Source organism: Yoonia sp. 208BN28-4, assembly GCF_037543925.1.
In the GTDB taxonomy this organism is placed as follows: Bacteria; Pseudomonadota; Alphaproteobacteria; order Rhodobacterales; family Rhodobacteraceae; genus Yoonia.
Genome location: NZ_JBBIFY010000004.1, coordinates 249,379 through 273,756, shown reverse-complemented (window position 1 = coordinate 273,756; position 24,378 = coordinate 249,379). Strand labels below are relative to the sequence as shown.

The 24,378-nt window shown below is 60.1% G+C and carries 27 protein-coding genes; 12 read left to right on the top strand and 15 right to left on the bottom strand.

From position 1 onward, the window contains the following. Positions 1 to 2: 2 nt before the first annotated feature. The gene (locus tag V8J84_RS15025) at positions 3 to 587 is read left to right on the top strand and encodes a transglycosylase SLT domain-containing protein (RefSeq protein ID WP_339932625.1); all 585 of its coding nucleotides are present in this window, start codon (positions 3 to 5) and stop codon (positions 585 to 587) included. Positions 588 to 662: 75 nt separating this feature from the next. On the opposite strand, the gene V8J84_RS15020 is transcribed toward V8J84_RS15025, so the two are convergent. From V8J84_RS15020 to V8J84_RS15005, 4 genes are all read right to left on the bottom strand, one after another. Then, positions 663 to 1,274, bottom strand: coding sequence for a LolA family protein (locus tag V8J84_RS15020; RefSeq protein ID WP_339932623.1), 612 nt, complete (start codon positions 1,272 to 1,274; stop codon positions 663 to 665). 251 nt (positions 1,275 to 1,525) lie between these two features. Beyond that, complete coding sequence (locus V8J84_RS15015) at positions 1,526 to 4,543, bottom strand: DNA translocase FtsK (protein WP_339932621.1); 3,018 nt, start codon at positions 4,541 to 4,543, stop codon at positions 1,526 to 1,528. 14 nt (positions 4,544 to 4,557) lie between these two features. After that, complete coding sequence (locus V8J84_RS15010; RefSeq protein WP_339932619.1) at positions 4,558 to 5,736, bottom strand: aminotransferase class I/II-fold pyridoxal phosphate-dependent enzyme; 1,179 nt, start codon at positions 5,734 to 5,736, stop codon at positions 4,558 to 4,560. Positions 5,737 to 5,882: 146 nt separating this feature from the next. Then, positions 5,883 to 7,214 (bottom strand): amidase, encoded by a 1,332-nt coding sequence (locus tag V8J84_RS15005; protein ID WP_339932617.1) that lies wholly within the window; start codon positions 7,212 to 7,214, stop codon positions 5,883 to 5,885. A 41-nt stretch (positions 7,215 to 7,255) separates the two neighbouring features. Here V8J84_RS15005 and V8J84_RS15000 point away from each other — a divergent pair, with 41 nt between their 5' ends. After that, positions 7,256 to 8,503, top strand: a complete 1,248-nt coding sequence (locus tag V8J84_RS15000) for a UbiH/UbiF/VisC/COQ6 family ubiquinone biosynthesis hydroxylase (RefSeq protein ID WP_339932615.1) — start codon at positions 7,256 to 7,258, stop codon at positions 8,501 to 8,503. 1 nt (position 8,504) lies between these two features. Here V8J84_RS15000 and V8J84_RS14995 read toward each other — a convergent pair whose 3' ends face one another. The 6 genes from V8J84_RS14995 to V8J84_RS14970 all read right to left on the bottom strand — a co-directional run bounded on the left by V8J84_RS14995 (position 8,505) and on the right by V8J84_RS14970 (position 12,538). After that, positions 8,505 to 8,723 carry a hypothetical protein gene (locus V8J84_RS14995; RefSeq protein ID WP_339932613.1) on the bottom strand — a complete coding sequence of 73 codons (219 nt, stop codon included), beginning with the start codon at positions 8,721 to 8,723 and terminating at the stop codon, positions 8,505 to 8,507. A 140-nt stretch (positions 8,724 to 8,863) separates the two neighbouring features. Next, a complete protein-coding gene (locus tag V8J84_RS14990; RefSeq protein WP_339932611.1) occupies positions 8,864 to 9,043 on the bottom strand; it encodes a Trm112 family protein in 180 nt (59 codons plus the stop codon). Then, positions 9,040 to 9,681 carry an LON peptidase substrate-binding domain-containing protein gene (locus V8J84_RS14985; RefSeq protein WP_339932609.1) on the bottom strand — a complete coding sequence of 214 codons (642 nt, stop codon included), beginning with the start codon at positions 9,679 to 9,681 and terminating at the stop codon, positions 9,040 to 9,042. Before V8J84_RS14985 ends, V8J84_RS14990 begins: the two co-directional genes overlap by 4 nt. Positions 9,682 to 9,707: 26 nt before the next feature. Further along, a complete protein-coding gene (locus V8J84_RS14980; protein WP_339932607.1) occupies positions 9,708 to 10,625 on the bottom strand; it encodes a co-chaperone YbbN in 918 nt (305 codons plus the stop codon). A 119-nt stretch (positions 10,626 to 10,744) separates the two neighbouring features. Next, positions 10,745 to 11,533, bottom strand: a complete 789-nt coding sequence (locus V8J84_RS14975; protein ID WP_339932605.1) for an exodeoxyribonuclease III — start codon at positions 11,531 to 11,533, stop codon at positions 10,745 to 10,747. Between the two features lie 9 nt (positions 11,534 to 11,542). Beyond that, positions 11,543 to 12,538: an asparaginase gene (locus V8J84_RS14970; protein WP_339933148.1), complete on the bottom strand. Its 996-nt coding sequence runs from the start codon at positions 12,536 to 12,538 to the stop codon at positions 11,543 to 11,545. 248 nt (positions 12,539 to 12,786) lie between these two features. Between V8J84_RS14970 and V8J84_RS14965 the strand changes: the two genes are divergently transcribed. The 3 genes from V8J84_RS14965 to V8J84_RS14955 all read left to right on the top strand — a co-directional run bounded on the left by V8J84_RS14965 (position 12,787) and on the right by V8J84_RS14955 (position 14,865). Beyond that, positions 12,787 to 13,311 (top strand): invasion associated locus B family protein, encoded by a 525-nt coding sequence (locus V8J84_RS14965; RefSeq protein WP_339932603.1) that lies wholly within the window; start codon positions 12,787 to 12,789, stop codon positions 13,309 to 13,311. A gap of 111 nt (positions 13,312 to 13,422) precedes the next feature. Further along, the gene (gene rlmN / locus V8J84_RS14960; protein WP_339932601.1) at positions 13,423 to 14,604 is read left to right on the top strand and encodes a 23S rRNA (adenine(2503)-C(2))-methyltransferase RlmN; all 1,182 of its coding nucleotides are present in this window, start codon (positions 13,423 to 13,425) and stop codon (positions 14,602 to 14,604) included. 45 nt (positions 14,605 to 14,649) lie between these two features. Continuing rightward, positions 14,650 to 14,865, top strand: a complete 216-nt coding sequence (locus V8J84_RS14955) for a hypervirulence associated TUDOR domain-containing protein (RefSeq protein WP_339932599.1) — start codon at positions 14,650 to 14,652, stop codon at positions 14,863 to 14,865. 2 nt (positions 14,866 to 14,867) lie between these two features. Here V8J84_RS14955 and V8J84_RS14950 read toward each other — a convergent pair whose 3' ends face one another. After that, on the bottom strand, positions 14,868 to 15,905 hold the full coding sequence (locus V8J84_RS14950; protein ID WP_339932597.1) for a hypothetical protein: 1,038 nt from the start codon (positions 15,903 to 15,905) through the stop codon (positions 14,868 to 14,870). Between the two features lie 122 nt (positions 15,906 to 16,027). Next, entirely contained in the window at positions 16,028 to 16,873 is an 846-nt protein-coding gene (locus V8J84_RS14945; protein ID WP_339932595.1) for an LOG family protein, read from the bottom strand. A 66-nt stretch (positions 16,874 to 16,939) separates the two neighbouring features. On the opposite strand from V8J84_RS14945, the gene V8J84_RS14940 reads away from it, so the two are divergent. The 7 genes from V8J84_RS14940 (at position 16,940) to rnr (ending at position 22,851) form a co-directional block, all read left to right on the top strand. Next, the gene (locus tag V8J84_RS14940) at positions 16,940 to 17,485 is read left to right on the top strand and encodes a thioredoxin family protein (protein ID WP_339932593.1); all 546 of its coding nucleotides are present in this window, start codon (positions 16,940 to 16,942) and stop codon (positions 17,483 to 17,485) included. A gap of 54 nt (positions 17,486 to 17,539) precedes the next feature. Further along, positions 17,540 to 18,367 carry a 2,3,4,5-tetrahydropyridine-2,6-dicarboxylate N-succinyltransferase gene (gene dapD / locus V8J84_RS14935; RefSeq protein WP_339932591.1) on the top strand — a complete coding sequence of 276 codons (828 nt, stop codon included), beginning with the start codon at positions 17,540 to 17,542 and terminating at the stop codon, positions 18,365 to 18,367. Beyond that, positions 18,367 to 18,657: a hypothetical protein gene (locus V8J84_RS14930; protein ID WP_339932589.1), complete on the top strand. Its 291-nt coding sequence runs from the start codon at positions 18,367 to 18,369 to the stop codon at positions 18,655 to 18,657. The genes dapD and V8J84_RS14930 overlap by 1 nt, the downstream gene beginning before the upstream one ends. 40 nt (positions 18,658 to 18,697) lie before the next feature. After that, complete coding sequence (locus tag V8J84_RS14925; RefSeq protein WP_339932587.1) at positions 18,698 to 18,943, top strand: GlsB/YeaQ/YmgE family stress response membrane protein; 246 nt, start codon at positions 18,698 to 18,700, stop codon at positions 18,941 to 18,943. A gap of 83 nt (positions 18,944 to 19,026) precedes the next feature. Beyond that, positions 19,027 to 19,380, top strand: a complete 354-nt coding sequence (locus V8J84_RS14920) for a hypothetical protein (protein ID WP_339932585.1) — start codon at positions 19,027 to 19,029, stop codon at positions 19,378 to 19,380. Continuing rightward, a complete protein-coding gene (gene dapE, locus V8J84_RS14915; protein ID WP_339932583.1) occupies positions 19,370 to 20,515 on the top strand; it encodes a succinyl-diaminopimelate desuccinylase in 1,146 nt (381 codons plus the stop codon). Before V8J84_RS14920 ends, dapE begins: the two co-directional genes overlap by 11 nt. A gap of 80 nt (positions 20,516 to 20,595) precedes the next feature. Further along, on the top strand, positions 20,596 to 22,851 hold the full coding sequence (rnr, locus tag V8J84_RS14910; RefSeq protein ID WP_339932581.1) for a ribonuclease R: 2,256 nt from the start codon (positions 20,596 to 20,598) through the stop codon (positions 22,849 to 22,851). Here rnr and V8J84_RS14905 read toward each other — a convergent pair. From V8J84_RS14905 to lspA, 3 genes are read right to left on the bottom strand one after another with little or no spacing between them, the layout of a single operon-like run. After that, the gene (locus V8J84_RS14905; protein WP_339932579.1) at positions 22,832 to 23,317 is read right to left on the bottom strand and encodes a GNAT family N-acetyltransferase; all 486 of its coding nucleotides are present in this window, start codon (positions 23,315 to 23,317) and stop codon (positions 22,832 to 22,834) included. The genes rnr and V8J84_RS14905 overlap by 20 nt on opposite strands. Continuing rightward, positions 23,310 to 23,822 carry a DUF3035 domain-containing protein gene (locus tag V8J84_RS14900; protein WP_339932577.1) on the bottom strand — a complete coding sequence of 171 codons (513 nt, stop codon included), beginning with the start codon at positions 23,820 to 23,822 and terminating at the stop codon, positions 23,310 to 23,312. Before V8J84_RS14900 ends, V8J84_RS14905 begins: the two co-directional genes overlap by 8 nt. A 50-nt stretch (positions 23,823 to 23,872) precedes the next feature. Then, positions 23,873 to 24,373 carry a signal peptidase II gene (gene lspA / locus V8J84_RS14895; protein WP_339932575.1) on the bottom strand — a complete coding sequence of 167 codons (501 nt, stop codon included), beginning with the start codon at positions 24,371 to 24,373 and terminating at the stop codon, positions 23,873 to 23,875. Positions 24,374 to 24,378 lie beyond the last annotated feature (5 nt).

Below are 24,378 nucleotides of genomic sequence, written 5' to 3'. Positions count from 1 at the left end.
AGATGAGCAAACTCTTTCGCGCAATGGTACTGATGGTCATTCTGGGAAGCTGTAGCAGCGGCTATGGCACGGCCCCGCGTGATCTGGACAATGCCTGCGCCATCGTAAACGAACGCCCCGAATATCTGCGTGCCTTCAAGGCGGTAGAGCGGAAATACGGCGTGCCGGTCCCGACGATTATGGCGATGATTTATCAGGAAAGTAAGTTCATCTCCAACAACCGCCCGCCGCATCAATACGCATTGGGCGTGATCCCCGTGGGTCGTCAGTCGTCGGCACTTGGCTATTCCCAAGCCCTTGATGGCACGTGGGAGGAGTACCAAGACGGTCCCGGTGGTCGCAGCGCCGACCGCGAGGATATCTGGGACGCCACCGATTTCATGGGATGGTACATGACCGCCACGGTCCGTGAAAACGGCATCGCGATCAATGACACCCGCAACCAGTATCTGGCCTATCACGACGGGCGCACAGGGTTCCGGCGCGGAACTTGGCGGGCCAAGCCTTGGCTGATCCGCATCGCCGGTGAAGTCGAACGACGCGCGGCCACCTATGGCGCGCAACTGCGGTCCTGCGGAAAAATCTGACCGCGACACACGGCTCCAAAACAATAAGGGCGGCCCACACTGGACCGCCCTTTCTTCATGCCTGCCGTGAGACCCCTAGTTATTCCAGCGGTTCATCTCGGCCACGATGTTGAACTTGATCTCGCCAATCGCGGCACCCGGCACCAGATCGTTCAGGATCACGGTGGTCTGTGTGCCGGTATCATCGGTAACGATCCACTGGCGCAACTCGACCGGATTGTTGGTAAACACCATCTTGATGTTCCCGTACTGCGGATTGTCAGGGTCTTGCGCCGTAATCGTCGTGCTGGTCCCGTCCGATGTGTGACCCGTCACCATGCGCGCACGGCCAAGGTTCACATTCTCTTCCAGAATGATTTTCAGCGGCGTCTGGTTCAGCGGATACTGATCCGGACCCGTGTTAGAGCGCGGATCAAAGATCGCCACTTGCCCGCCACCGGCCACCATCAGCGAGTTATCCGGCGGGTTATACTCGAACCGGATGCGGCCCGGACGCTTGATGAAAATCTGACCCGTCGACAGCGTGCCATCGCCGTTGATCTGCGTGAACCCGCCTTGTGCTGTGCGCAGCCGGTTCAGGTAGCCCGATACCGCGTCCAGCGATATGGCCTGTGCCTGCGCTGACGTGACAAGTGCGGGTGTCGCCAGTGCGGCGGCCCCCAAAGCGAGAAATGATCGTCTAATCATGGCGTATTACCTTTGTCTTACGGGCTGACTTGCACCCAAGATAGGTCTCACCCTGCCCAAGGACCAGAGGTTAAGCGATAACACGCCGTCGGTTAACCGTTAACACAACGCGCTGCCGCCCGTTTGAGGCCTGTATCATTTTGCCAAAAATACTCAATATTTGCTGATGTCAGGCAGCAAAATTGCGCCGCCCAACGGGCGGCGCAAAACGTCATGTCGCGCGGCACGCGCGCCCGTTTGGCTAAACCGGATCAGTGCTGTTCAGGCACCAAAATCTCGCGCTTGCCAACATGATTGGCCGACGACACAACGCCTTCGTCCTCCATCTGCTCCACCAGACGTGCGGCTTTGTTATAGCCGATCGCAAGTTTGCGCTGGATATAGGACGTGGAACATTTGCGATCCTTGATCACAATCGCCACGGCAGTGTCATAAAGCGCGTTCTCGCTGTCCGACCCGTCACCAAGCCCCAGCACCAGATCGATACTGCTACCCTCGTCATCCGACGGTCCCTCGACCACACCGGACATATACTCTGGCGGACCAAAGCCCTTGAGGTGGTTGACGATTTCCTCAACCTCTTCATCCGAACAGAACGGCCCGTGCACGCGGGTGATCTTGGACCCGCCCGCCATATAAAGCATGTCACCCATGCCCAGCAGTTGCTCCGCGCCCTGCTCGCCCAGAATAGTTCGGCTGTCGATTTTGGACGTCACTTGGAAGGAGATCCGTGTGGGGAAGTTCGCCTTGATCGTGCCGGTAATCACGTCCACCGACGGACGCTGCGTGGCCATGATCAGGTGGATACCCGATGCACGTGCCATTTGTGCCAGACGCTGGATACATGCTTCGATCTCTTTGCCTGCGACCATCATCAAGTCGGCCATCTCATCCACGATCACAACGATGTAAGGCAGCACTTCGGGCTGGAATTCTTCGGTCTCAAACACCGGCTCGCCGGTCTCGTCGTCAAAGCCCGTCTGAACTGTGCGGCTGAACATCTCGTCTTTCGCCAGCGCATCTTTCACACGACCGTTGTATCCGTCGATGTTGCGCACGCCCATTTTGGACATCTTGCGATAGCGTTCCTCCATCTCGCCCACGACCCACTTGAGGGCCACAACCGCCTTCTTGGGGTCGGTCACAACGGGCGACAACAGGTGCGGAATGCCGTCGTAGACGCTCAGTTCCAGCATCTTGGGATCGATCATGATCATCCGGCATTCTTCGGGTGTCAGCTTGTAAAGCAGCGACAGGATCATCGTGTTGATCGCCACCGATTTACCCGAACCCGTCGTACCCGCAATCAGCAGGTGGGGCATCTTGGCCAAGTTCGCGATAATCGGCTCGCCACCGATATCCTTACCCAGCGCCAACGGCAGCTTCATATTGCTGTCGCCAAAATCACGTGCCGACAGCATCTCGCGCAGCACAACCATCTCGCGGTTTTCGTTCGGCAATTCGATACCGATCACTGAGCGGCCGGGCACTGTGGACACACGCGCGGACAACGCCGACATCGACCGGGCAATGTCATCAGCCAGACCAATTACGCGCGAGGCTTTCAAACCGGGTGCAGGCTCAAGCTCATACATCGTGACGACGGGACCGGGGCGGACCGACACGATCTCGCCCTTGACGCCGTAGTCGTCCAATACGCTTTCCAGCATGCGGGCGTTCTCTTCCAACGCTTCGTCGGACAGGTGATGCCGCTCAATCGTCGACGGGCTGGTTAGCAAGGATAGGGGCGGGATTTCGTAGTCCGCATATTTGTCTTCAAAGGCCAATTTCGGCTGGCTTTCGGCCAGTGCCTGCTTGGACGGCATCGTCGCGCGCTTCAAAGGATGCTGCACAACCTTTTTGGCTTCCGGCACGGGCGCGGCCACAGGCGCAGCGGTGTCGTAAAGCGGCTCAGCCGTCAGTGGTGTCGCTTCCGCCTTTGGCAAATTCTTGCGAATAAAAGGCGCGTTGCGCGGCGCAGGTGCGGCATCCTCCATGATCACCGCTTCGTCCTCGGCCTCTATCATCACGTCCATCGCCACCGGCGCCTCTGCTGGCACTTCAACCGGATCGGTGTTCAGCAACAGCGGGCGCGGGCCTTTTCCGCCCGTCAGGCGCGGCTCGATACGGGCAGCGACGGCCTTGGGCACAATACCACCCGCGCGGCTGCGAATTGCATCAGATATGCGCGCGCTGACACGATCACCATCTGGTGCGGCGCTGTCAGCGGCTGGTGCGGCGGCCACCAGTTCAGGCTCCGGCATCGGTTCATTGCGCTTCAGCAAACCTGCCAGAAATCCGCCCGATTGCGGGGCGGGCGCAGGCGCAGGTTCGACGCGCGCAGGGGCCGTCAAGGCAGGCTCTGCGGCAACCTGATGGCGCGACATGGGCGGCATCTTGCGCCCGTCAGCGGAGGCCATCGCAGCTTGGACGGGCATCGCAGGATTTGCACGGACCACGGCGGCGGCACGGGCGCGGGCGTCGGGGGCTGGTACAGCTGCGCGGGCTTCTGCCTCTTCGGCGGCTTGCGCGGCCATGATGGCGCGCTGCTCACGCGACTGCTCGCGACGTGCAGCAATCGTGCCGCCAACGCCTTGCGCTGTGGATGCGGCAACAGATGCGCCCTGCCCGACAAGACGCAGGATCGCAGCGTAAAGCATCACGCAGCCAATCAACGCGATACGCACGCCGGCCTTCACCTCAGCACGGACAAAGCCCAACACAAACGCCAGCAACGCCACAAGACCGATCCCCATCAGGAACGACATCATCTTGACGCTGAAAATCGGACCGAACGGAAGGATTTCCAGCACGATCCCAAGGGCAGTATCGCCAAACAGACCCCCAAGGCCAAAGTTCGGCGGCCAGTTCAGACCAGCCGTCAGGGTCGCGGCATAGATCGACGCAATCGCCACGGCAATCGGCGCAAAGATCACACGGCCCACCGCGCGATCAGACCCGATATGCGTCATGAAACGCACGCCCCAGCCGACAAATAGCAGCGGCACGACCCAGATGCCCTTGCCCACGATCATCATCAGTGTGGCGGCTGTGGACGCGCCCAAACGTCCCATCCAGTTTTGCACAGGCGCGTCTGTTGCAGAAATCCAGCTTGGATCATCGGCCGAATAGCTGACCACCATCGCGGCAAACAGCAGGCCCACGACGATGAACGCCAGCCCCAGCAATTCGCGCCCGCGCTTTTCGATCACCGCCTGCGTGTTGCTATCCAAAAGTGGATCGCGTTTGCGTGCCTGATATGATGCCATGTTCTTAATTTCCCTCAGCCGTAGAGACAGTCGCGGATCTGGGTGAGCCCGCGCTGCACTTCTTGTGTTGGGGCCACAAGTGCGACCCTGATAAATCCTTGTCCGGGGTTGGCCCCGTCCACGTCTTTGCAAAGGTAGGCGCCGGGCAGTGTTTTCACGCCCGTGGCCTCCCATAATTTCACTGCTGCCGCTTCGCCGTCATCAACGGGCAGCCACAGGAAAAACCCCGCTTGCGGCGACATGTACCCGGGGACCTGCCCCATGATTTTGTCGGCGATGCTGTATTTCTGCTGATAAAGCGCGCGGGACTGTTCCACATGCGTCTCGTCCAGCCATGCGGCGGCAGACACGATCTGCAACGGGCCTGGCACGGGCGATCCCGAATAGGCGCGCATCCGTCTGATACGCGCGATATTTTCCGGCCCGCTGGCAACAAAACCGGACCGCAATCCTGCTAGGTTTGAGCGCTTGGACAACGAATGAAACACCAGCACGCGTTCGGGATCGGCACCCAGACGCTGCGCCATCTCAAGCGCGCCAGTGGGCGGTGTGTCGCGGTAAATCTCGGAGTAGCATTCGTCGGCAAAAATTTTGAAGTCGTATTTGTCCGCCAATGCGATCAGATCGCCCCAATAGGCTGCATCAGCCATCGCCCCATGCGGGTTGGTGGGCGATCCGACATAGGCGATTGTGGTGCGGCGCAGAATGTCGTCCGGCAGTGATGCGAAATCCGGCAGGTAGCCGTTTTCGGGTGTGGCGGGAACAAAGACGCTTTGCGCGCCGACAGACGCGGCAGCCGACGGATAGGACGTATAGAACGGGTTGGGCAGCAGGATGACCGGCGCCTCGCCGTTCTTTTCCTCGGGGTTCAGCGCTATGGCCGCGTTATAAAGCCCCTCGCGCGTGCCATTGAGAACCATCAGGTTCTCAGGCCCGACCTTGGCGTCAAAGCGTCGGTCCAGCCAAAGCGCAATCGCATCCAGCAACGCGGGCATGCCGTTGTTATCTGGATAGCCACGGAACCCGCCAATGTTGTCGGCAATGATCGGGCCAACGAATTCGGGCATATCGTGTTTCGGGGTGCCAATGGTCATATCAATGACGTCACCGCCCGCGGGGCGATGGTCCAATAACGCGCGCAGACGTGGCCACGTCGGCGCCGGAAGGGCTGAAAACCGCTTTGGATAAGTCATAACTGCCTCGATCACGAGATCATTGACGCCTCGCATTGGGGCCAAACTAGCGGCAAAGCCCGCCTCCTGTCCAGAATTTCAATGACTTGTGGCGGGGCGATTAGGGCCGATTGTGTCTTTTCGGCCCCCCTGCCCCATCGGGTCGCTTATGCGTTCAGCGCAGCCTCGGCGGCAGCGGCGATGCGCAAAAGCCGTGCCTCACCATAATTCTGTGTATTTATCATGAACCCGCAGGACGACTTCCCCGTGGGTAAGGTGATCGACGCCAGATCAAGCAGATTGGCGATGCGGGTGTTGCGCAAGGCCAGCAGGTTTTCGGATTTGTAGTAGTCGTCGTCGGTCAGAAGGCGGTTTGCGTCCGGCGGCAGGATCGGCGCTGTGGGCAGCAGGACTGCGTCAAATTCCGCTGTCTCGGCAGCATATTGGCGGCGGATGTCGCGCAGCGTGTTCCAGCCAGCGCAGTAATCCGGCCCGCTGACGGTCTTGCCACCGCGGACCCGCTCAAGGATCTGAGGGAACATCTTTTCGGGGTGCGCCTCGACCAGATCACGCCACCAGCCATAGCTGTCGGCGGCGTACAAATTCCCCGCCACATTGAACGCATCAAATAGCTGCGCAAAATAGCGGTGTTCGATGGTGGCACCGGCGTCTTTCATCTTCCCCACGGCAAGGTCAAAAGCCGCACGCGGTGCGTCGCGCACGTCATCTGGCGCAATCGTGTCGAGCACCATAAGGCGCAGGCCCTTCAGCGACGTGGCCGCCAGATCAACCGGCTTGCTGTCTTCCAACGCGGCCAGCATCAGTGCTGCATCCTCGACCGACCGGCACAATGGGCCCACGGTATCGAACGTCAGGCAGAGCGGCACGGTGCCATCCAGTGACAGGCGCCCGTGGCTGGTTTTCAAGCCCACCAGATCGTTCCACGCGGACGGGATGCGCACGGACCCGCCCGTGTCAGACCCGATTGCCGCTGCCGCCAGACCAAAGGCGACAGAGGCCCCCGCCCCCGACGACGACCCACCCGGAACGGCGTTCTCGTCGTTCACGCAAGGCGGCGTGCCCAATATCGGGTTCAGGCCAAGGCCTGAAAAGGCAATCTCGGACATGTGGGTTTTGCCCAGACAGACCAGCCCGTTTGCAGTGGCCGTTTGCAGCACCTTCGCGTCGGCGTCAGGTGTGCGGCCTTCCATCAGCTTGGTGCCTGCTTCGGTCACGATACCGGCGGTATCAAACAGGTCTTTCCACGACACCGGCACGCCGTCCAGCGGCCCACGACGCAGCCCTGCCTTGGCGCGCGCGCTTGCTGCTGCAGCCTCGCTTCGCGCGCGGTCATGGGTCACGCGGGCATAGATGCGGTCGCGCAGGGGATGCGCGTCGATGGCGGCAAGATATGTTTCGGTCAATGCCACGGGATCAATGTCGCCCGTGCCGATGCCGCGCCCCAGATCGGCGGCTGTCATCCAAAGCCAGTCTTGCATGATGATCCCCTTTTGCGCCGACCCTAGCGGCGGCGCGACGCATGGACAATCCCGTGCCGCTGCCCATATTGCAGGGTATGGATACTGATCTGATTATCGTCGGCGGCGGCCTGAACGGCCCCGCCCTTGCCCTTGCCACGGCCCAAGCGGGTTTTCGCGTCACAATCATTGACGCGCTGCCGCTTGATACGCGCGAAGACCCTGCGTTTGACGGGCGATCCTACGCCCTTGCGCTGGCGTCCAAGCGTTTGCTGGCGGGCATCGGGATCTGGGATCAGATCGCGGATCACGCCCAGCCGATGCTTGAGATCAAGGTCACCGATGGGCGTGCGGGCGAAGGACCAAGCCCGTGGATGCTGCATTTCGACCATGCCGAGCTTGAAGAAGGCCCGATGGGCTATCTGGTGGAGGACCGCCACCTGCGCCGTGCGTTTCTGGATGCGATGGCTGCCACTCCCGGTATCACCCATCTGTCTGAACAAATGGTAACGGCACAGTCCGTCGATGCATCGGGTGCAAGCGTCACTCTGGCCAGCGGTGATGTCGTGACGGGACATCTTTTGATCGGATCAGACGGTCGGCAAAGCGGCACGGCGACACGCGCGGGGATCAAACGGATGGGCTGGGGATACGACCAGACCGCCGTGGTATGTGCTGTGGAACACGCGCTGCCCCATCACGGGATCGCGCATCAGTTTTTCATGCCCGGCGGCCCGCTAGCTATTCTGCCGCTGACCGGCAACCGGTCATCAATCGTCTGGTCCGAGGAAACCGCACGTGCAAAGGCGTTGATCGCAATGGACGACGCCGATTTTCTGGACGCCCTGCGCCCTGCATTCGGCAGCTTTTTGGGCGAAATCTCATTGACCGGTGCGCGGTTCAGCTATCCGCTGGGGCTGTCACTGGCGCAAGCCTTTGTCGCAGATCGCGTGGCGCTGGTGGGTGATGCGGCACACGGCGTGCACCCGATTGCGGGCCAGGGGCTGAACGCGGGGCTACGCGATGTGGCAGCACTTGCGCAGGTCCTGCAAGAGGCGCGCGGACGTGGCGAAGATATCGGCGGGACGCAAACGCTTGCCCGCTATCAGCAGTGGCGGCGATTTGATACGGCCACGCTGGCGGCCGCCACCGACACGTTCAATAAGCTGTTTTCGAACGACAATCCGCTTTTGCGCGGATTACGCGATTTCGGGATGGGCGCGATCAATGCAGCCCCCGGTCTGCGCCGCCGTTTCATGCGTGAAGCGGCTGGCCTGACGGGTGATCTGCCAAAGCTGATGCGCGGATAGGTCAGTCAAACACCGCGCCAGCAGATCCCGGCGCGGGGGCAAACTGCACCTCGCGGACGTAATCAGTGCGCCAGAAGCTTTCGTCATTTAGGATATGTTCGGGCAACTTTTCCCGCAGGAACACCCGCTTCTGAAGCGGTTTGACCTGTGCCACCACATCCTTGCCGATACGCGGCAAACTGTCGTTCAGGAAACCTTTGCGCAAAAATGCCTCGCGCATTTTCAGTCTTTTCAGATCGCTTCTGATGTCGGCCAATTCGTCAGCCGGATGTCGCAAACTCAAACCCATCAATCACCTCGCTTACACTTCGGCGATCATGAAAGACGCAAATTCCTTAAAAATCGTAAACGCGCGGCATGTCAGTCGAGGTGCCGTGCCTCGTCAATCAACATGACGGGGATACCGCCACGGATCGGGAACGCAAGATTGGCAGATTTCGAGACAAGTTCTTGCTTGTCTACATCATAGTGCAACGTCTGATGCGTCTGCGGACAGATCAATGCCTCAAGCATCTTGGGGTCGAATTCTGTCTCGCTCATTGCATCATCTCCTCGCCTGATCCGCCGCGCAGGGCAAACTCCATCAGCGTTGTGAGCGTTTCGCGCCGCGTGGTCAATGACGGCGCTTCAAGCAGGGCCTGCCTGTCTTCGGGTTCAAACGGGCAAAGCATGGAGAGCGAGTTGATCAACAACTCGTCGTCCGCCTCGCCCAGTGATTCCCAGTCGGTCTTAAGGCCCTGATCCTCAAAGAAACGACCCAGCGCGTCCATAAAGGCTGCGCGGTCGAACCCCTCGTCCTTTTCAGCGCCACCAAGGTCACGCTCAAACCCCGACCAGCGCACATCGCAGCGGCGATATGGCGCAAAGCCTTCCACCTCTTGCGCGATGCGAAAGCGTGACGCGCCCGACAGCGTGATCATGTAACGCCCGTCCTCGGTTTCGGAAAACGATGTAAGCCGCCCCGCACAGCCGATGGTATGCAACTGGTTTGCACGTCCCGGCCCGTCATAGGGCTGCACCATTCCGATCAGGCGGGTTGGTGTTTTCAGAACGTCCTCGATCATCGCAAGATAGCGGGGTTCAAAGATATGCAACGGCAGCTGGGCGCGCGGCAAAAGCAGCGCACCGGGCAGCGGGAACACAGGGATCGTGTCAGGCAAATCTGCGGCGTTTATCATACCCTCGAGGTAGCCCGATGAACCAATCAGGCAAATATAAGCGACGACAATTTCCGGCGTCCGTTCAGGACCAGCGGATCATTGGGCTTGAGCGCGTCAAATATCTTGAAAAGCTGGGTGCGCGCGGCACCGTCATTCCACTCCGCGTCGCGGCGGAAAATCTCAAGCAACGCGTCGATGGCTTCGGCTGTTTGTCCGTTGGCGTGCAGCGCTGCCGCCAGATCAAAGCGGGCCTGATGGTCATCAGGGTTCGCCTCAACCGCGGCGGTCAGATCGGCCACAGGGCCGGCGTTGGCCGCCTCTTTGGCCAGCGCGATCTGCGCATACACCGCCTCAAGCAGCGGGTCGGTTGAACTTTCAGCGGGTGCGCCGTTCAACACGGCCTCGGCCTGTTCAACGTCACCAAGTGCGAGATACCCGCGCACCAGCCCTGCGTAGGCTGCGGCATGATTGGGGTCTTCTTGCAGGATTGCCGCAAAAGTTTCGACAGCATCGGTGACTTCGCCAGCTTCCAGCATGCTTTCCGCAGCTTCAATGGCAGCCCCCAGCCCCTCGTCCTCGGCTGGACCGGCCAGATCGGCGATCTTGGTGATAAAGGCATCAATTTCGGACGGGGGGATATTGCCCTGAAACCCGTCAACCGGCTGGCCGTTGTGAAACGCATAGACCGTGGGGATCGACTGCACTTGCAACTGCCCCGCGACGGCGGGGTTTGCATCCACGTCGATTTTCACCAGCTTTACGCGGCCACCGGCCTTGGTCACCGCCGCTTCAATCGCGGGGCCAAGCGTTTTGCACGGGCCACACCATGGCGCCCAGAAATCAACGATCACGGGAACGGTGCGCGATACCTCGACCACGTCCTGCATAAAGGTGGCATCGGTGCCATCCATGATGTGGTCACTGGCCTGCGGGGTTGGCTGTGTGCCGCCAAGTTCGATCATCGGTCGTCTCCTGAAATCTTGTTGCCCGTTATATGGGCGCAATTAGGTGCCACGCCAAGGGGCGGATGCAGCGGGACGGCGGGAGGGGCGTCGGCGCAGCCGCGCGGCTCCCCGCCGGATCAGATATCAAACGTGGCAAAGACAGGCGCATGATCGGATGGCTTTTCCCAGCCGCGCACATGGCGCAAGACCTTACTGCTGTGCGCCGCACTCGCAATATCGGGTGTGGCCCAGACGTGATCCAGACGACGGCCCTTGTCCGCGCCGTCCCAATCCTTGGCGCGATACGACCACCAGCTATAAAGCAACCCGTCAGGAATATCGGCGCGGGTCACATCGACCCAATCCCCTGCCGCCTGAACGTCCGCCAGCGCCTCAACCTCAATTGGGGTATGGCTGACGATCTTGAGCAATTTTTTATGATCCCACACATCATCCTCACGCGGCGCGATGTTCAGATCACCCACCAGGATCGCCTTTTCCGGCTTCGCAGCAGCGAACCCGTCACGCATATCGGCCAGATAATCGAGCTTCTGGCCAAATTTTTCGTTCTTCTCACGATCAGGAATATCGCCACCGGCGGGCACGTAGAAATTATGCACCGTGACGCCATTCGACAGCCGCCCCGCCACGTGCCGCGCGTGGCCAAGGCCCGCGTAATCATAGGCCGCGACCTCTTCCATCGGCAGTTTCGACAGGATCGCCACGCCGTTGTAACCCTTCTGCCCGCGCGCAACCATGTGGCTGTAGCCCAGCGCCTGAAACTGCTCCATCGGGATCTTTTCGACAGGGCTTTTACACTCCTGCAAACACAGCACGTCTGGTGCTTCCTGTGTCATCAGATCAACCACGATCTGTTCGCGCAATCGGACCGAGTTGATGTTCCAGGTGGCAAGGGTAAAGGGCATCCGGCTTCCTTATCTCAAAGCGGCAGCGGGGCGCATGTGGCCCGTGACGATACCGTTCCAGTTTTTGATCTGCGGGGTCATCCGCTCGATTGTCGCAGGGTGTTTTGCGTCCAGCACACCCAGTTTCACAAGGATCGCCGCGATCGCGGCCTCGCTCGCGCGGGTGGCACCATCTGCAATCTTCAGCGCAACGCCCAGCTTTTTGGCGGGGATGATCGCGATGAAGTAGCCCTCAGCCCCTGTCTTGATCGTAACCTTATGATCCATCGCCCGCATCAGATCGGTGCAGGCGCGGGTCTCTCCGGCGACCAGTTCGGGGTATGTGGCCATCGCTTGCGTCAGGCGTGCTGCGGCTTTTGAGCGGGTGTCGCTGCGGTCATTGGCAGAGGCGAAAAACGCCATTGCGCGGGCCATGCCATGCATCGTGCAGGCGTGGTTGGGGGCCGAACAGCCGTCAACGCCCCAAAGCGGTGATGTCTCTTGCGTCACCTCCTCGAAGGCGGCTTTGCAGGCCACCTGAACGGGGTGGTCAATTTCGTGATACTCAGTGCCAGCCTTCAGGTGTTGAGTCAGCGTGAGGAAGCCCGTGTGCTTGCCCGAGCAATTGTTGTGAATTTGGCAAGGCTCCTCGCCCGCGCAGATCATCGCGTTGCGCACGGCGATGTCGCGGCTTTCCTGCGGGCCGCAGCGGAAGTCATCGTCGTGCAGGCCAAGCTGGTTCAGCCACAGTCCGACCTTCACGGAATGGATGTCAGATCCTTGGTGCGACGCACACGCTAACGCCAGTTGCTCGTCGCCCAACCCGTAGGCTTCCGCCGCCCCGCTTTCGATCAGGGGGAGGGCCTGCAACATCTTGGACGATGATCGCGGATAGACCACAGCGGCCGGATCGCCCCACGCCTGCACAATCTCGCCATCTGCGTCGCAGACAACCGCGTGGCCGCGATGAACCGATTCCAGCAGATCGCCACGCCAGATTTCGACGAGGTCGACGGCGTTTTGCATGGTTTGATCAATCATTCGGCACTTCTCCTGCGGCGGGTCGCCGCGATTGCGCTATGTAAGGCGCGAACAGGGCTTTCAAACCCAAGCGGTTTTTTGCTACCACCTTGCCTATCGCGTTGAAACCGCACCCGCCAGCCGGAAAAGTGTCGCCAAACGGCCCATCCGGCATAACTGTAGGATAACATAACCGCTGCGGACAAAGGCGGGGTGGTGCAATCAGAGGCAAGGACAGCTTGGAGGCTGGATTGATGAATTTTAAGTTTTACGGGGCGGTTGCCGCCTTGGCCGCCTTCGGGCTTACCGGCGCGGCCTTCGCGCAGAACTCCGATAACCGCGTGGCCGCCAACACTGATTGGAGCGTCTTTGTCGAGGACGACCCCAAGGAATGTTGGGGCGTGTCTGCACCGAAAGAGACCGTGAACTCGCGCGATGGCAACGTCGTGACAGTGCGGCGCGGCGATATCCTGTTGTTCGTCTTTTACCGTCCCGGCGCGTCTGTGCAGGGTCAGGTGGCCTTTACGGGCGGCTATCCCTTTGCCAGCGGATCAACAGCCACCCTTGAGATCGGCGGCACCAATTTCCAGCTGTTCACCGAAGGCGAATGGGCATGGCCCGCCACCCCAGAGGATGACCAGCGTATCGTTGCCGCGATGAAGCGTGGCGCAAGCGCCGTTGTCACCGCCCGTTCGGGCCGTGGTACGCAGACAGTCGATTCCTTTTCGCTGTTGGGCTTTACCGCCGCTGTGGAAGAAGCCGCGCGCCGCTGCGGTTAAACGCGCCGTCACATGAAATGCAGGGCGCGGTTTTCCATTGGAAACCGCGCCTTTTTGCTTATATGAGGCGCAATCACGCCTCCTGACCCGCCTTCTGAAAGGTCCAGACCGATGACTGCCAAGGCCCCTATTACGCAAGATATGCTGACGATCCCGCGCAAAGATACCGCCGGTGGTCTGCCTAATCTGGTGGGTATGACACGGGTACAGATGCGTGATGCGCTGATCAAGGCAGGCACGCCCGAAAAGCAGGCCAAGATGCGCGTGGGGCAAATCTGGCAGTGGATTTACCACTGGGGTGTGCGCGATTTTGCGGTCATGACCAACCTGTCGAAAGACTACCGCGCGATGCTGGCGGAAAAGTTCGTGGTGGCGGTGCCGGAAGTTGTGACCAAGCAGGTTTCCGACGATGGCACCCGCAAATATCTGGTCCGCATTGCGGGCGGTCACGAGGTCGAGGTGGTCTATATCCCCGAAACGGATCGTGGGACGTTGTGCATTTCCAGCCAAGTCGGCTGCACGTTGACCTGCACGTTCTGCCACACGGGCACGCAAAAGCTGGTACGCAACCTGACCACCGCCGAGATTATCGGGCAGGTCATGGTGGCGCGTGACGATCTAGGCGAATGGCCCGAGCAAGGCGCGCCCAAAAACGAGGTGCGCCTGCTGTCGAACATTGTGCTGATGGGCATGGGTGAGCCGCTTTATAATTTCGAGAACGTGCGCGACGCGATGAAGATCGCGATGGATCCCGATGGCATCCAGCTTTCGCGCCGCCGGATCACGCTCTCGACCTCTGGCGTTGTGCCGGAAATCGCCCGCACCGCCAGTGAAATCGGTTGTCAGTTGGCAGTATCCTTCCACGCGACCACTGACGGGGTGCGAGATGTGCTGGTGCCGATCAACAAACGCTGGCCGATTGAAAAGCTGCTGGATGCGCTGCGCGAGTATCCCAAGGTTTCCAATTCCGAGCGGATCACATTTGAATACGTGATGCTGGATGGTGTGAACGACAGCGACGCCGACGCGCGCCGCCTGATCAAATTGATCGACGGCATCCCCGCAAAGATCAACCTGATCCCCTTCAACGAATGGCCCGGCAGTGTCTATAAGCGGTCGTCCAACAATCGTATCCGTGCGTTTGCGGACATCATTTACAAAGCGGGATATGCCTCTCCGATTCGCACGCCGCGGGGCGAGGACATCATGGCAGCGTGTGGCCAGTTGAAGTCCGCGACAGAACGCGAGCGTAAATCCCGCGCGCAAATCGCAGCCGAAACGGGAACCGCCTAAGCCGCAATCGTGTTTGCCTTGTGAAAAATCACAGGAGAACACGACATGTCTGACTACAACGAAGGCGATAAGGTTGAGTGGGACTGGGGCAACGGCACCGGCACCGGTAAGGTCGTCAAGAAGTACACCCAGAAGATCACGCTGAAAATTGACGGCACTGAAGTGACCCGCGACGCCAGCGATGATGAGCCTGCCTATAAGATCGAGCAGGACGATGGTGACGAGGTGCTCAAGTCCGGTTCCGAGTTGTCAAAGGCCTGATCTTACCTGTTGCGCAGCCAGCTATACGCCGCCTTGTCGCGGCCGGTGTGGCTGCGCAGACCCAAAGTGCCCAAGAACGCTGAAAAGCATTCGGACGGGTTGCCGTAGTAATCTGCATAGGCCGTCACGCTTTCCTCGCTCAGGTCATGCAGCCAGACGTAGGTCACAAGCGGCATCTTAGCTGCATTGGCCGCAGCGAACTGATCAACCTGCTGCACAAAAGCAAGTTGCATCGCCTCGCTCGCACCGCATCCGCCACTGGGATAGCCGGCCTCGGTCAGAAAGACGGGCTTACGACCCGCCATCGCCAGCATATCGACCAGATCAGCAGCGGTGTTGCGCGGATCACGCGCCTGAAATTCGGGCGTGAGCGGGTAGTAGTTGATCATCCAGACATCACCCAAAGCGGCCAGTGCCTGTATCTGCGGATTATCTTCAAGCCCGTCCCACGTGACCGTCATTCCAACAGGCACTTCTGGCGCAAGACGGTGGATCGTATCGCTCGCTGCTGCGAAAAAGACGGCATACTCATCGATTGTCACGTCATCCAGATAGCCGTCAACTTCGTTCCCGATACCGATGCTGGTGAAGGTCACGTCAGGCATCGCAGCCATGACTGTCGTCAGAAATTCATCAAATGCAGCAATCACTTCGGGGTCCGAGAACGCGCGCTGCTGCAAGGCCACCGGGCGCCTGTCGGCGACCATATCGACCACAGCGATATTCAGTGACACCTGCAAATCGGCAGCCGGATAGATCAGGTTGGCAATCGCGGGCCAGTCGGGATCAGGCGCATAGGCACCATCGGGTGCCATCAGGTCCCAATATAGCGTGAGGTTGGTCGCATCAGCATCAATCGCATCCAGCGCATCCAGCACAACGGCATAGTCTTCGGAGGCATCCATCGTGCCTGCGACCGACAAAAGCGGATCGGCCCACAGCGGGGCAGCGCCCGTCAGGATGGTCGCAAAGGCAACGTGCCGTGCGATGGCATGGAAATTCATCTGCTCTGCCTCCGGCCCCATGAACGGGACCATCATATCGTGACCCGTATGTTCGGGCCTTGAGATGAAGATGCTGGAAACGGCAGCGATTCTCTACTGTCGCGCTGATTCAGGCGCAGGAATCCGCGAATGTGTGACCTTGTGTGCGTCGCGACGAGCTATCTGCCCGGAATCGCACCGCGTTTTTCGCCTGCACCTTCCCAGTTTTCCAAGGCCTCAACCGCCTCTTCTGCGGTTTCGACAAAACGGAAAAGTGCAAGATCATCGGCTGAGATGGTGCCCGCGTCAGCCAACGCGTCCCAGTTGATGATCGTTTCCCAGAACGATTTACCGAACAGCAGGAACGGCACGCGGGCCATACGCCCCGTCTGGATCAGGGTCAGCGCCTCGAACGTCTCATCCAGCGTGCCAAAGCCGCCGGGGAACACGGTGATCGCTGCGGCGCGCATCAGGAAATGCATTTTACGAATGGCGAAGTAGTGAAAGTTAAAACACAGCTCCGGCGTGACGTATTCGTTGGGAGCCTGTTCAAACGGAAGCACGATGTTCAGGCCGATGGATTTGCCGCCCGCATCCAGCGCACCGCGGTTGCCGGCCTCCATCACGCCGGGACCACCGCCGGTGACGATGACGTTGTCAGTGCCGCCTGTTTCCATCGATTTGCGGGTCATGATTTCCGCGAATTTGCGGGCCTCTTCGTAATATTGCGACAGATCGGCAAGCGTTTGCGTGCGGGCGCTGTCCTTGTTGGCAGGGGCTGGAATACGCGCGCCGCCGAACAGAACGATGGTTGAATTGACGCCTGCTTCATCCATCAAAAGCTCTGGCTTCAAAAGCTCAAGCTGCAACCGCACAGGCCGCAAATCATCACGGCACAAGAAATCCTCATCCGCAAAGGCCAGCTTGTAGGATGGCGCTTGTGTCTGGGGCGTGACAGGCGTCTTTTGGGCCGCCTCGCGGTCCTGACCACTGTCACGGAATGGATGATTACGGTCGTCTTTCATGAATCTGCCCTTATCATTAGAACGTGCAAGAATGACCGCTTGGGCCAAAGATGCAATGGAGAACCGATGCTGCTTAAAACAAACGCCTGTGAATTCGGCTGGCCCGCCCCCGATTTCAAGTTGCGGACGCCAGATGGTGCGACGTGGACGCGCGATGAGGTGATAGGCGAAGGGGGCATGCTGATCGCGTTTATATGCAATCATTGTCCTTATGTGATCGCGGTGATTGACCGGCTGGTTGCGGACATCAAGGATATGCAGGCCGCAGGGATCGGCGTGGCATGCATCATGTCCAACGATTACGCGGCCTACCCTGCCGATGCCCCCGCGCGCATGATCGATTTTGCCGCGCACTACGGCCTGACAGCGCCTTATCTGGTGGATGAAGACCAAACCGTGGCGCGAGCCTATGATGCGGTCTGCACGCCTGACTTCTTTGGCTTTGATGCCAAAGGCGGCCTGCAATATCGCGGGCGGATCGACAGCGCGATGATGGGTAATCCCACAGGCCGCGCGCCAGAATTACGCGATGCGATGCTGGCGGTGGCTCGTGGCGAGGGCGGCCCGCAAGATCAGACTCCGTCGATGGGCTGTTCGATCAAGTGGCGTTGATTGATCGCCCCGACCCCGCTAGAACGCCGCTGAAACGCCAACCGGAGTAGTCCCATGTCAAACGCCGCACTTGAAACCGCCATTGAAGCCGCATGGGACGCCCGCGACGGCATCTCGCCCGCCACGACAGGCGAAACCCGCGAAGCAATCGAAGACACGCTGAACGCGCTCGACAGCGGCAAGCTGCGTGTTGCTGAAAAGCAGGACGACGGAAGCTGGCACGTCAACCAGTGGGCCAAGAAGGCCGTTCTGCTGTCGTTCCGCCTCAATGACATGGCGATGATCGAAGGCTCCAACGGCGGTGGTCACTGGTGGGACAAGGTTCCGTCCAAGTGGGAAGGCTGGGGCGACAACGAATGGAAAGCCGCCGGTTTCCGTGCCGTGCCCGGATCAATCGTGCGCCGCTCGGCCTACATCGCGCCCGGTGTGGTGCTGATGCCGTCGTTTGTGAATATCGGCGCCTATGTCGGTGAAGGGTCAATGGTTGATGGCTGGGCTACGGTCGGATCCTGCGCTCAGATCGGCAAAGACGTGCACCTGTCTGGCGGTGTGGGCATTGGCGGCGTTCTGGAACCGATGCAGGCTGGCCCCACGATCATCGAGGACAACTGCTTTATCGGCGCACGCTCCGAAGTGGTCGAAGGCTGCATCGTGCGCGAAGGGTCGGTCCTTGGCATGGGCGTCTTTATCGGCCAGTCCACCAAGATCGTGGATCGCGAAACCGGTGAAGTCATGTACGGCGAAGTGCCGCCCTATTCGGTGGTCGTAGCAGGCTCCATGCCGTCCAAGAACAACACATCGCTTTACTGCGCCGTGATCGTGAAGCGCGTGGACGAGCGCACGCGGTCCAAGACAGCGATTAACGACCTGCTGCGCGACTGATGATCATTAGCCGTCAGTTGGCCAAGGGCCGCATCGCCAAGGGTGAGCGGCCCGGCTTTCTGGCCGCGTGGGGACCTGTTCTGCTGGACTGGGTCGCAATAATTGCCGTTCTGGCGTTGCTGTTTGATCCGGTGATGTGGGCCATCTATGCCGCTCAACCCGGCGACGGGATCACCTTTGCCATCCTGTTCGGCGTGTTCTTCGTACCGATGCAAATCGTGCTTATCATCTCGTCCATGTGGGCCGTGCGGTCACGCTGGCAGGATCTTGACGGGAACCAATCGCGCTGAACTGCGTTGTTTTGTCGCAATACCACAAGGGGACGACAGAATGGGTATCGGACTTATCGCAAGCATCATCGTCGGCGGCTTGGCCGGATGGATCGCATCTATGATCATGAAGGCTGACACCGGCCTGATCCTGAACATCGGCTTGGGCATCATCGGTGCGGCTGTTCTGAACATGCTTCTGGGCTGGTTTGGCATCTATGCCGAACGCAGCTGGTTGCCGCAACTGATCGTGGGTGCTGCAGGTGCCGCGGCGCTGATCGCGGTCTACCGTCGGATCAAAAGCTAGGGTCGCACTTGCCCGCCAAAGCGATTACAGAATGACCTGTCGCAACGTCTGCGGCAGGTTTTTCGCATCTTAAGGCCATTGCAATGACCCAAAAGCCCAAAAAAAAATCGCGCCAACAGGTCTTTACGTTGCTGGTCGAGGTTGGCCGCACCGCAGATGACGGCCTGCCGGACGGGGCGACAGGTGCCGCGCTGATGTGTTATTCAAGCGGCGTGGACGAGGCTGAGGCCGTGCGCGAAACTGTCGCGATCCTCAAGCAGGCCGATCTGGCCCCGCTTGATGTGTCAGGCTACGGCACGCTGGATGAACGTCTTGCCGAAGGGCACGAGATTCCAGACGAGGAACGCGCCCTGATGCAGCGCGCGCTGGATGAAAATTCGGTGATCATCGCTCAGATGACCCCGTTCTTTGAAGGGGACAAAGCCGATGCCGACTGATCCCGCAGCCCTGACTGCCGACTTGGTCCGCTGTCCCTCTGTTACGCCAGACGAAGGCGGTGCAATCGTGCTGCTGGAAAAGCTGCTGACAGACGGCGGCTTTGACTGCACGCGTGTCGATCGTGGCGGTATCGCAAACCTTTACGCCCGCTGGGGCCGCAAAGGGGCCAACCGGACGTTCGGCTTTAACGGTCATACAGATGTGGTGCCAGTTGGCGATTTGTCTGCGTGGTCGGTTGATCCGTTCGGGGCCGAGATCAAGGACGGCTGGCTCTATGGGCGAGGTGCGACGGACATGAAATCGGGCGTGGCCGCTTTCGCCGCCGCCGCCATCGACTTTGTCCGCGACACGCCGCCTGATGGCGCTGTTGTGCTGGCGATTACGGGCGACGAAGAAGGCGACGCGCTGGACGGCACGACCGCCCTGCTTGACTGGATGAAAACGCAAGGCGAACAGCTCTCGGTTTGTCTTGTGGGCGAACCCACCTGCCCCGACACCTTGGGCGAGATGATGAAGGTCGGACGGCGCGGATCGCTCACCGCCTACTTCACATTCACCGGCGTGCAGGGCCACAGCGCATACCCGCACCGTGCCAATAATCCACTGCACGCAGCAACGAAAATGCTGGATAAGCTCGCCAGCACCCCGCTGGACGAAGGCACCGATCACTTTGACCCCTCAACCCTTGCCATCGTCACCATCGACACCGGCAATCCCGCAACAAATGTGATCCCCGCCCAGTGCAAGGCCACCATCAATATCCGCTTTAACGACCAGCACAGCGGCGAGGGTCTGACGGCTTGGCTGCAACACGAGGCGAATGAGGTGTGCAAAGTCACTGGCGTGCGCGTTGAGACACAAATCAAGGTGTCGGGCGAAAGTTTCATCACGCCCCCCGGCCCCCTGTCAGATTTGGTCAGCGCAGCGGTAGAGGCGGAAACAGGCGTCACGCCAACCTTGTCCACGACAGGCGGCACATCGGACGCGCGCTTTGTCAAAAACCATTGCCCCGTGGTGGAATTTGGCCTTGTCGGCAAGACCATGCACCAAGTCGACGAACGCGTCGAAATCGCGCAAATCCATCAGCTCAAATCCATCTACACCCGCATCCTCACGGACTATTTCGACACCTAATGCCCTGATCTTCTTTTGGATCAAACTACTTCGGGGGTATGGGGGCTGGCCCCCATGCGTCTTTCACGCAGGACCGCACCATGACCCAACTGCCCAGCAAAGCCGACATCCTGCAATGGATCTCAGACAACCCGACCAAAGCCGCCAAGCGCGACATCGCCAAGGCGTTCGGGATTAAAGGCGCGCAGCGGATCGACCTCAAGCGTATCCTGAAAGAGCTTGAGGCAGAGGGTAAACTGGCCAAACGGCGCAGCAGCTACCGCGATGCGAATGTCCTGCCTCCCGTCAGCGTGCTCGAAGTCACCGGTCCCGATGCTGACGGCGACATCTACGCCAAACCGTTGGAATGGAGCGGCGATGGCGCGGAGCCACGCATCCTGCTCACCCTGCGCGAGACCGACCCGGCCCTTGGGGCGGGCGAGCGGATACTGGGCCGCCTGACCGCTATCGTGGGCGAAGATCACAGCCACACCGCCCGCCTGATCCGCAGGATCGGCACCAACCCGCAAAAGCTGCTAGGCATCTTCCGGCAAGGCGCCGAAGGCGGCCGCATCGTGCCCATCGATAAAGGCTCCGACCGCGAGTGGGTGGTCCCCGCAGGGGCCACGCAAAGCGCCAAAGATGGCGAGTTGGTCGAGGCAGAACAAACAGGCCCGAAGGGCCGGATGGGCCTGCCGAAGGCGCGGATTACGGACGTGCTGGGCGATCCAAGCGGGCCGCGCGCGGTATCGCTGATTGCGATCCATCAGCACAACATCCCCGACAGTTTCCCCGATAAGGTCGTGGCCGAGGCGGATGCCGCCAAGCCCGCGCCACTGGGCAAACGCACCGACCTGCGTGATATGCCGCTAGTCACCATCGACCCGCACGATGCGCGCGACCACGATGACGCTTGTTTTGTGCAATCCGATGACGACCCCAAGAACGCGGGCGGCTTTATCATCTGGGTCGCGATTGCCGATGTGGCGCATTACGTGACGCCCGGCTCTGCGCTGGATCGCGAGGCGCGGATGCGCGGCAATTCCACTTATTTCCCAGACCGCGTGGTCCCGATGCTGCCCGATACGCTGTCGGGTGATCTGTGTTCACTGCACGAAAATGTGGACCGCGCCTGCATCGCCGTCGCCATGACCATCGACAAAGACGGCAACAAGCTGGGCCAGACCTTCCACCGCGCGCTCATGCGCTCTGCCGCGTCACTGCACTATGAAGAGGTGCAGGCGGCGATGGACGGGGAGGAGACCGACCGCACCGCGCCCCTGATGGACGAGGTGATCCGTCCGCTTTACGCCGCCTACGCCGCGCTGCGCAAAGCCCGCGCGCGGCGTGAACCGCTGGAACTTGACCTGCCAGAACGCAAGATCGAACTGGATGAGCGCGGCAATGTCACCGGCGTGAACTTCAAAGACCGCCTCGACGCGCACCGTCTGATCGAAGAATTCATGGTGCTGGCCAATGTCGCCGCCGCCGAGGTGTTGATCGCCAAAAAATCGCCGCTTCTGTTCCGCGTCCACGAAGAACCCAATGCCGACAAGCTGGACGCCTTGCGCGAGGTCGCGCAGTCGGCGGGGCTCAATCTTGCCAAAGGTCAGGTCCTGAAAACTGCGCATCTCAACCGTCTGCTGGCGCAGGCAAAAGAAACCGACCACGCGGAGCTTGTGAATATCTCGACCCTGCGATCAATGACGCAGGCCTATTACAACCCCGAAAACTTTGGTCACTTCGGTTTGGCGTTGCAGGCCTACGCGCATTTCACATCACCAATCAGGCGGTATGCAGACCTGATCGTGCACCGTGCGTTGATCAGTGCGCACGGCTGGGGCAACGACGGTCTGTCGCCAGAGGATATTGAGCGTCTGCCGGACACGGCACAGGTGATTTCCGACACCGAACGCCGGTCCATGCTGGCCGAGCGGGATACAACCGACCGCTATCTGGCGTCCTTCCTGCAAGAGCGGATTGGCGCGGAGCTGACGGGAAAAATCAGCGGGATCGCGAAGTTTGGTGTGTTTGTGAAGCTGGATGAAACTGGGGCGGATGCGCTTATTCCGATGCGCAATCTGGGGAACGAGTATTTCCACTACGATTTCGACACGCAGACGCTGATGGGGTCGGATACTGGCACCGTGATCGGGCTGGGCCAGAAGGCAACCGTGAAGCTGGCTGAGGCCGCACCTGTCACGGGCGGCTTGATCGCCGACCTGCTCACGCTCAATGACAAGGCGATGGCACGGGGGCCTTCAAAGGGGCGCGGAAAACCTGTGCGGCGCAAGGCGGGATCGGCCAAAAAGAAAGCGGCGAAAACCGCGCGCAAGGTCAAGCGGACGCGGAAGTAAGCGCTTTCTCATAGCGCCAGACTTGCAAGGTGTACGGCGCGCCAAGGGTTTCGACCTGCAAGTCCTCGGTCGCGGTGTGGATCCAGCCTGCCTTTTCGTAAAACCGTGCAGCGCGGTCGTTCCCGACAGAGCAGGCCAACCATGCCGTTGTGACACCTGCGTTCCGCATGCGTCGCTCCGCCTCCTGCATCAAGGCCTTGGCAAGCCCGGTGCCACGTGCGGATGCGCTGACATAAAACTGGTAAAGCTGATCGTCACAGATCATCGCCATCGCTGTCACATCATCGTTGACGATTGCGTCATCCAAATGCGCGCGCGTGCGGGTTTCAAAGCTGTCGTATGTGCGCAAGGCGATCAGATCATCCGGCACGATGGCGGCATGGCCGTCGGCCCAGCCTGTGTGCCACATCGCGGCAATGGCTGGCACGTCAGCCGCAACAGCCGGCCGGAAGGCGGAATCAGTCAAGCGGCGGGGCGCTTGGCGTGGCGACGCCCAGATTACGGAAGCGGGTCAGTTCGCCGTAAGCATCCAGCGCCTGATTGCGATAGGTGCTGAAATACCGGTCCGTGCCAAGGAAATTGAACCAGTTCAGCACCTGCGCGGAGCGGCGGATGCCTGCATCCTGCGCGGCAAGTTCGGCGCGGATCGCGGGGTTCACACCGTTGCGACCTGCGGCTGCCACAAGGGCGCTGTCGCTGGACGGGATACCACCGGCGAAGGCCCGCGCAGGATTGCCGCCCAATGCTACAATCGCGTCACCAGTAGGATTGGGATCAGTGATGTTACTCCCGCCCGGTGTGGGCTCTGGCAGGGCATTCAGGTTGGTTGGCAGGACAAGTGGTGCGACGGGGACGACAGAGAATTCATCCGGCCCTTCGGAATTTGCACGCAGATCGTGAAGGGAACGGTCACCCGCCGTGCAGGCCGTCAGGGCAAGTGCGGCAAGGCCGGAAAGAAGTGTCGCGCGCATGTGTCGTTCCTTTGATCTTGGGGCCTGTTTAACCCAAGCATCGCGTCGCGTCACGTGGTCTTGTTCCGGCGCGGCTTTTTCGCCTTTGGCGTGTTGTCGTCGGACAAAAACGCAAGCCCGATGGCCCCCACAAAAATCGCCACATCAGCGATATTGAAGGCAAAAGGATTGTTGATGCCACAGCACGACATATTCAGGAAATCGGCCACGGCACCGTAAAGCAATCTGTCCACCACGTTGCCCAGCGCGCCGCCAATCAGAAAGCCCGCCGCGATATGCATGTTGCGCGTGCCACCAGCCCGATAGAGCCAGACCAGCACGCCCACCGAAATGGCGATTGCCACACCAATCAGCACCCAGCGCATGTCGTAGTTCGCCCCAAGGCCGAAATTCACGCCCTTGTTCCACGCCATACGAAATTCCAGATACGGCGGGAAAACGCGGATACGACCATCCGCGTCGTTAATCAGGCCAAGGTAGTGGACCACGTAATACTTCGTCGCCTGATCGGCGAGAAAGACCCAAAACCCTGTCCAGAAAACTGTGCGCATTGATA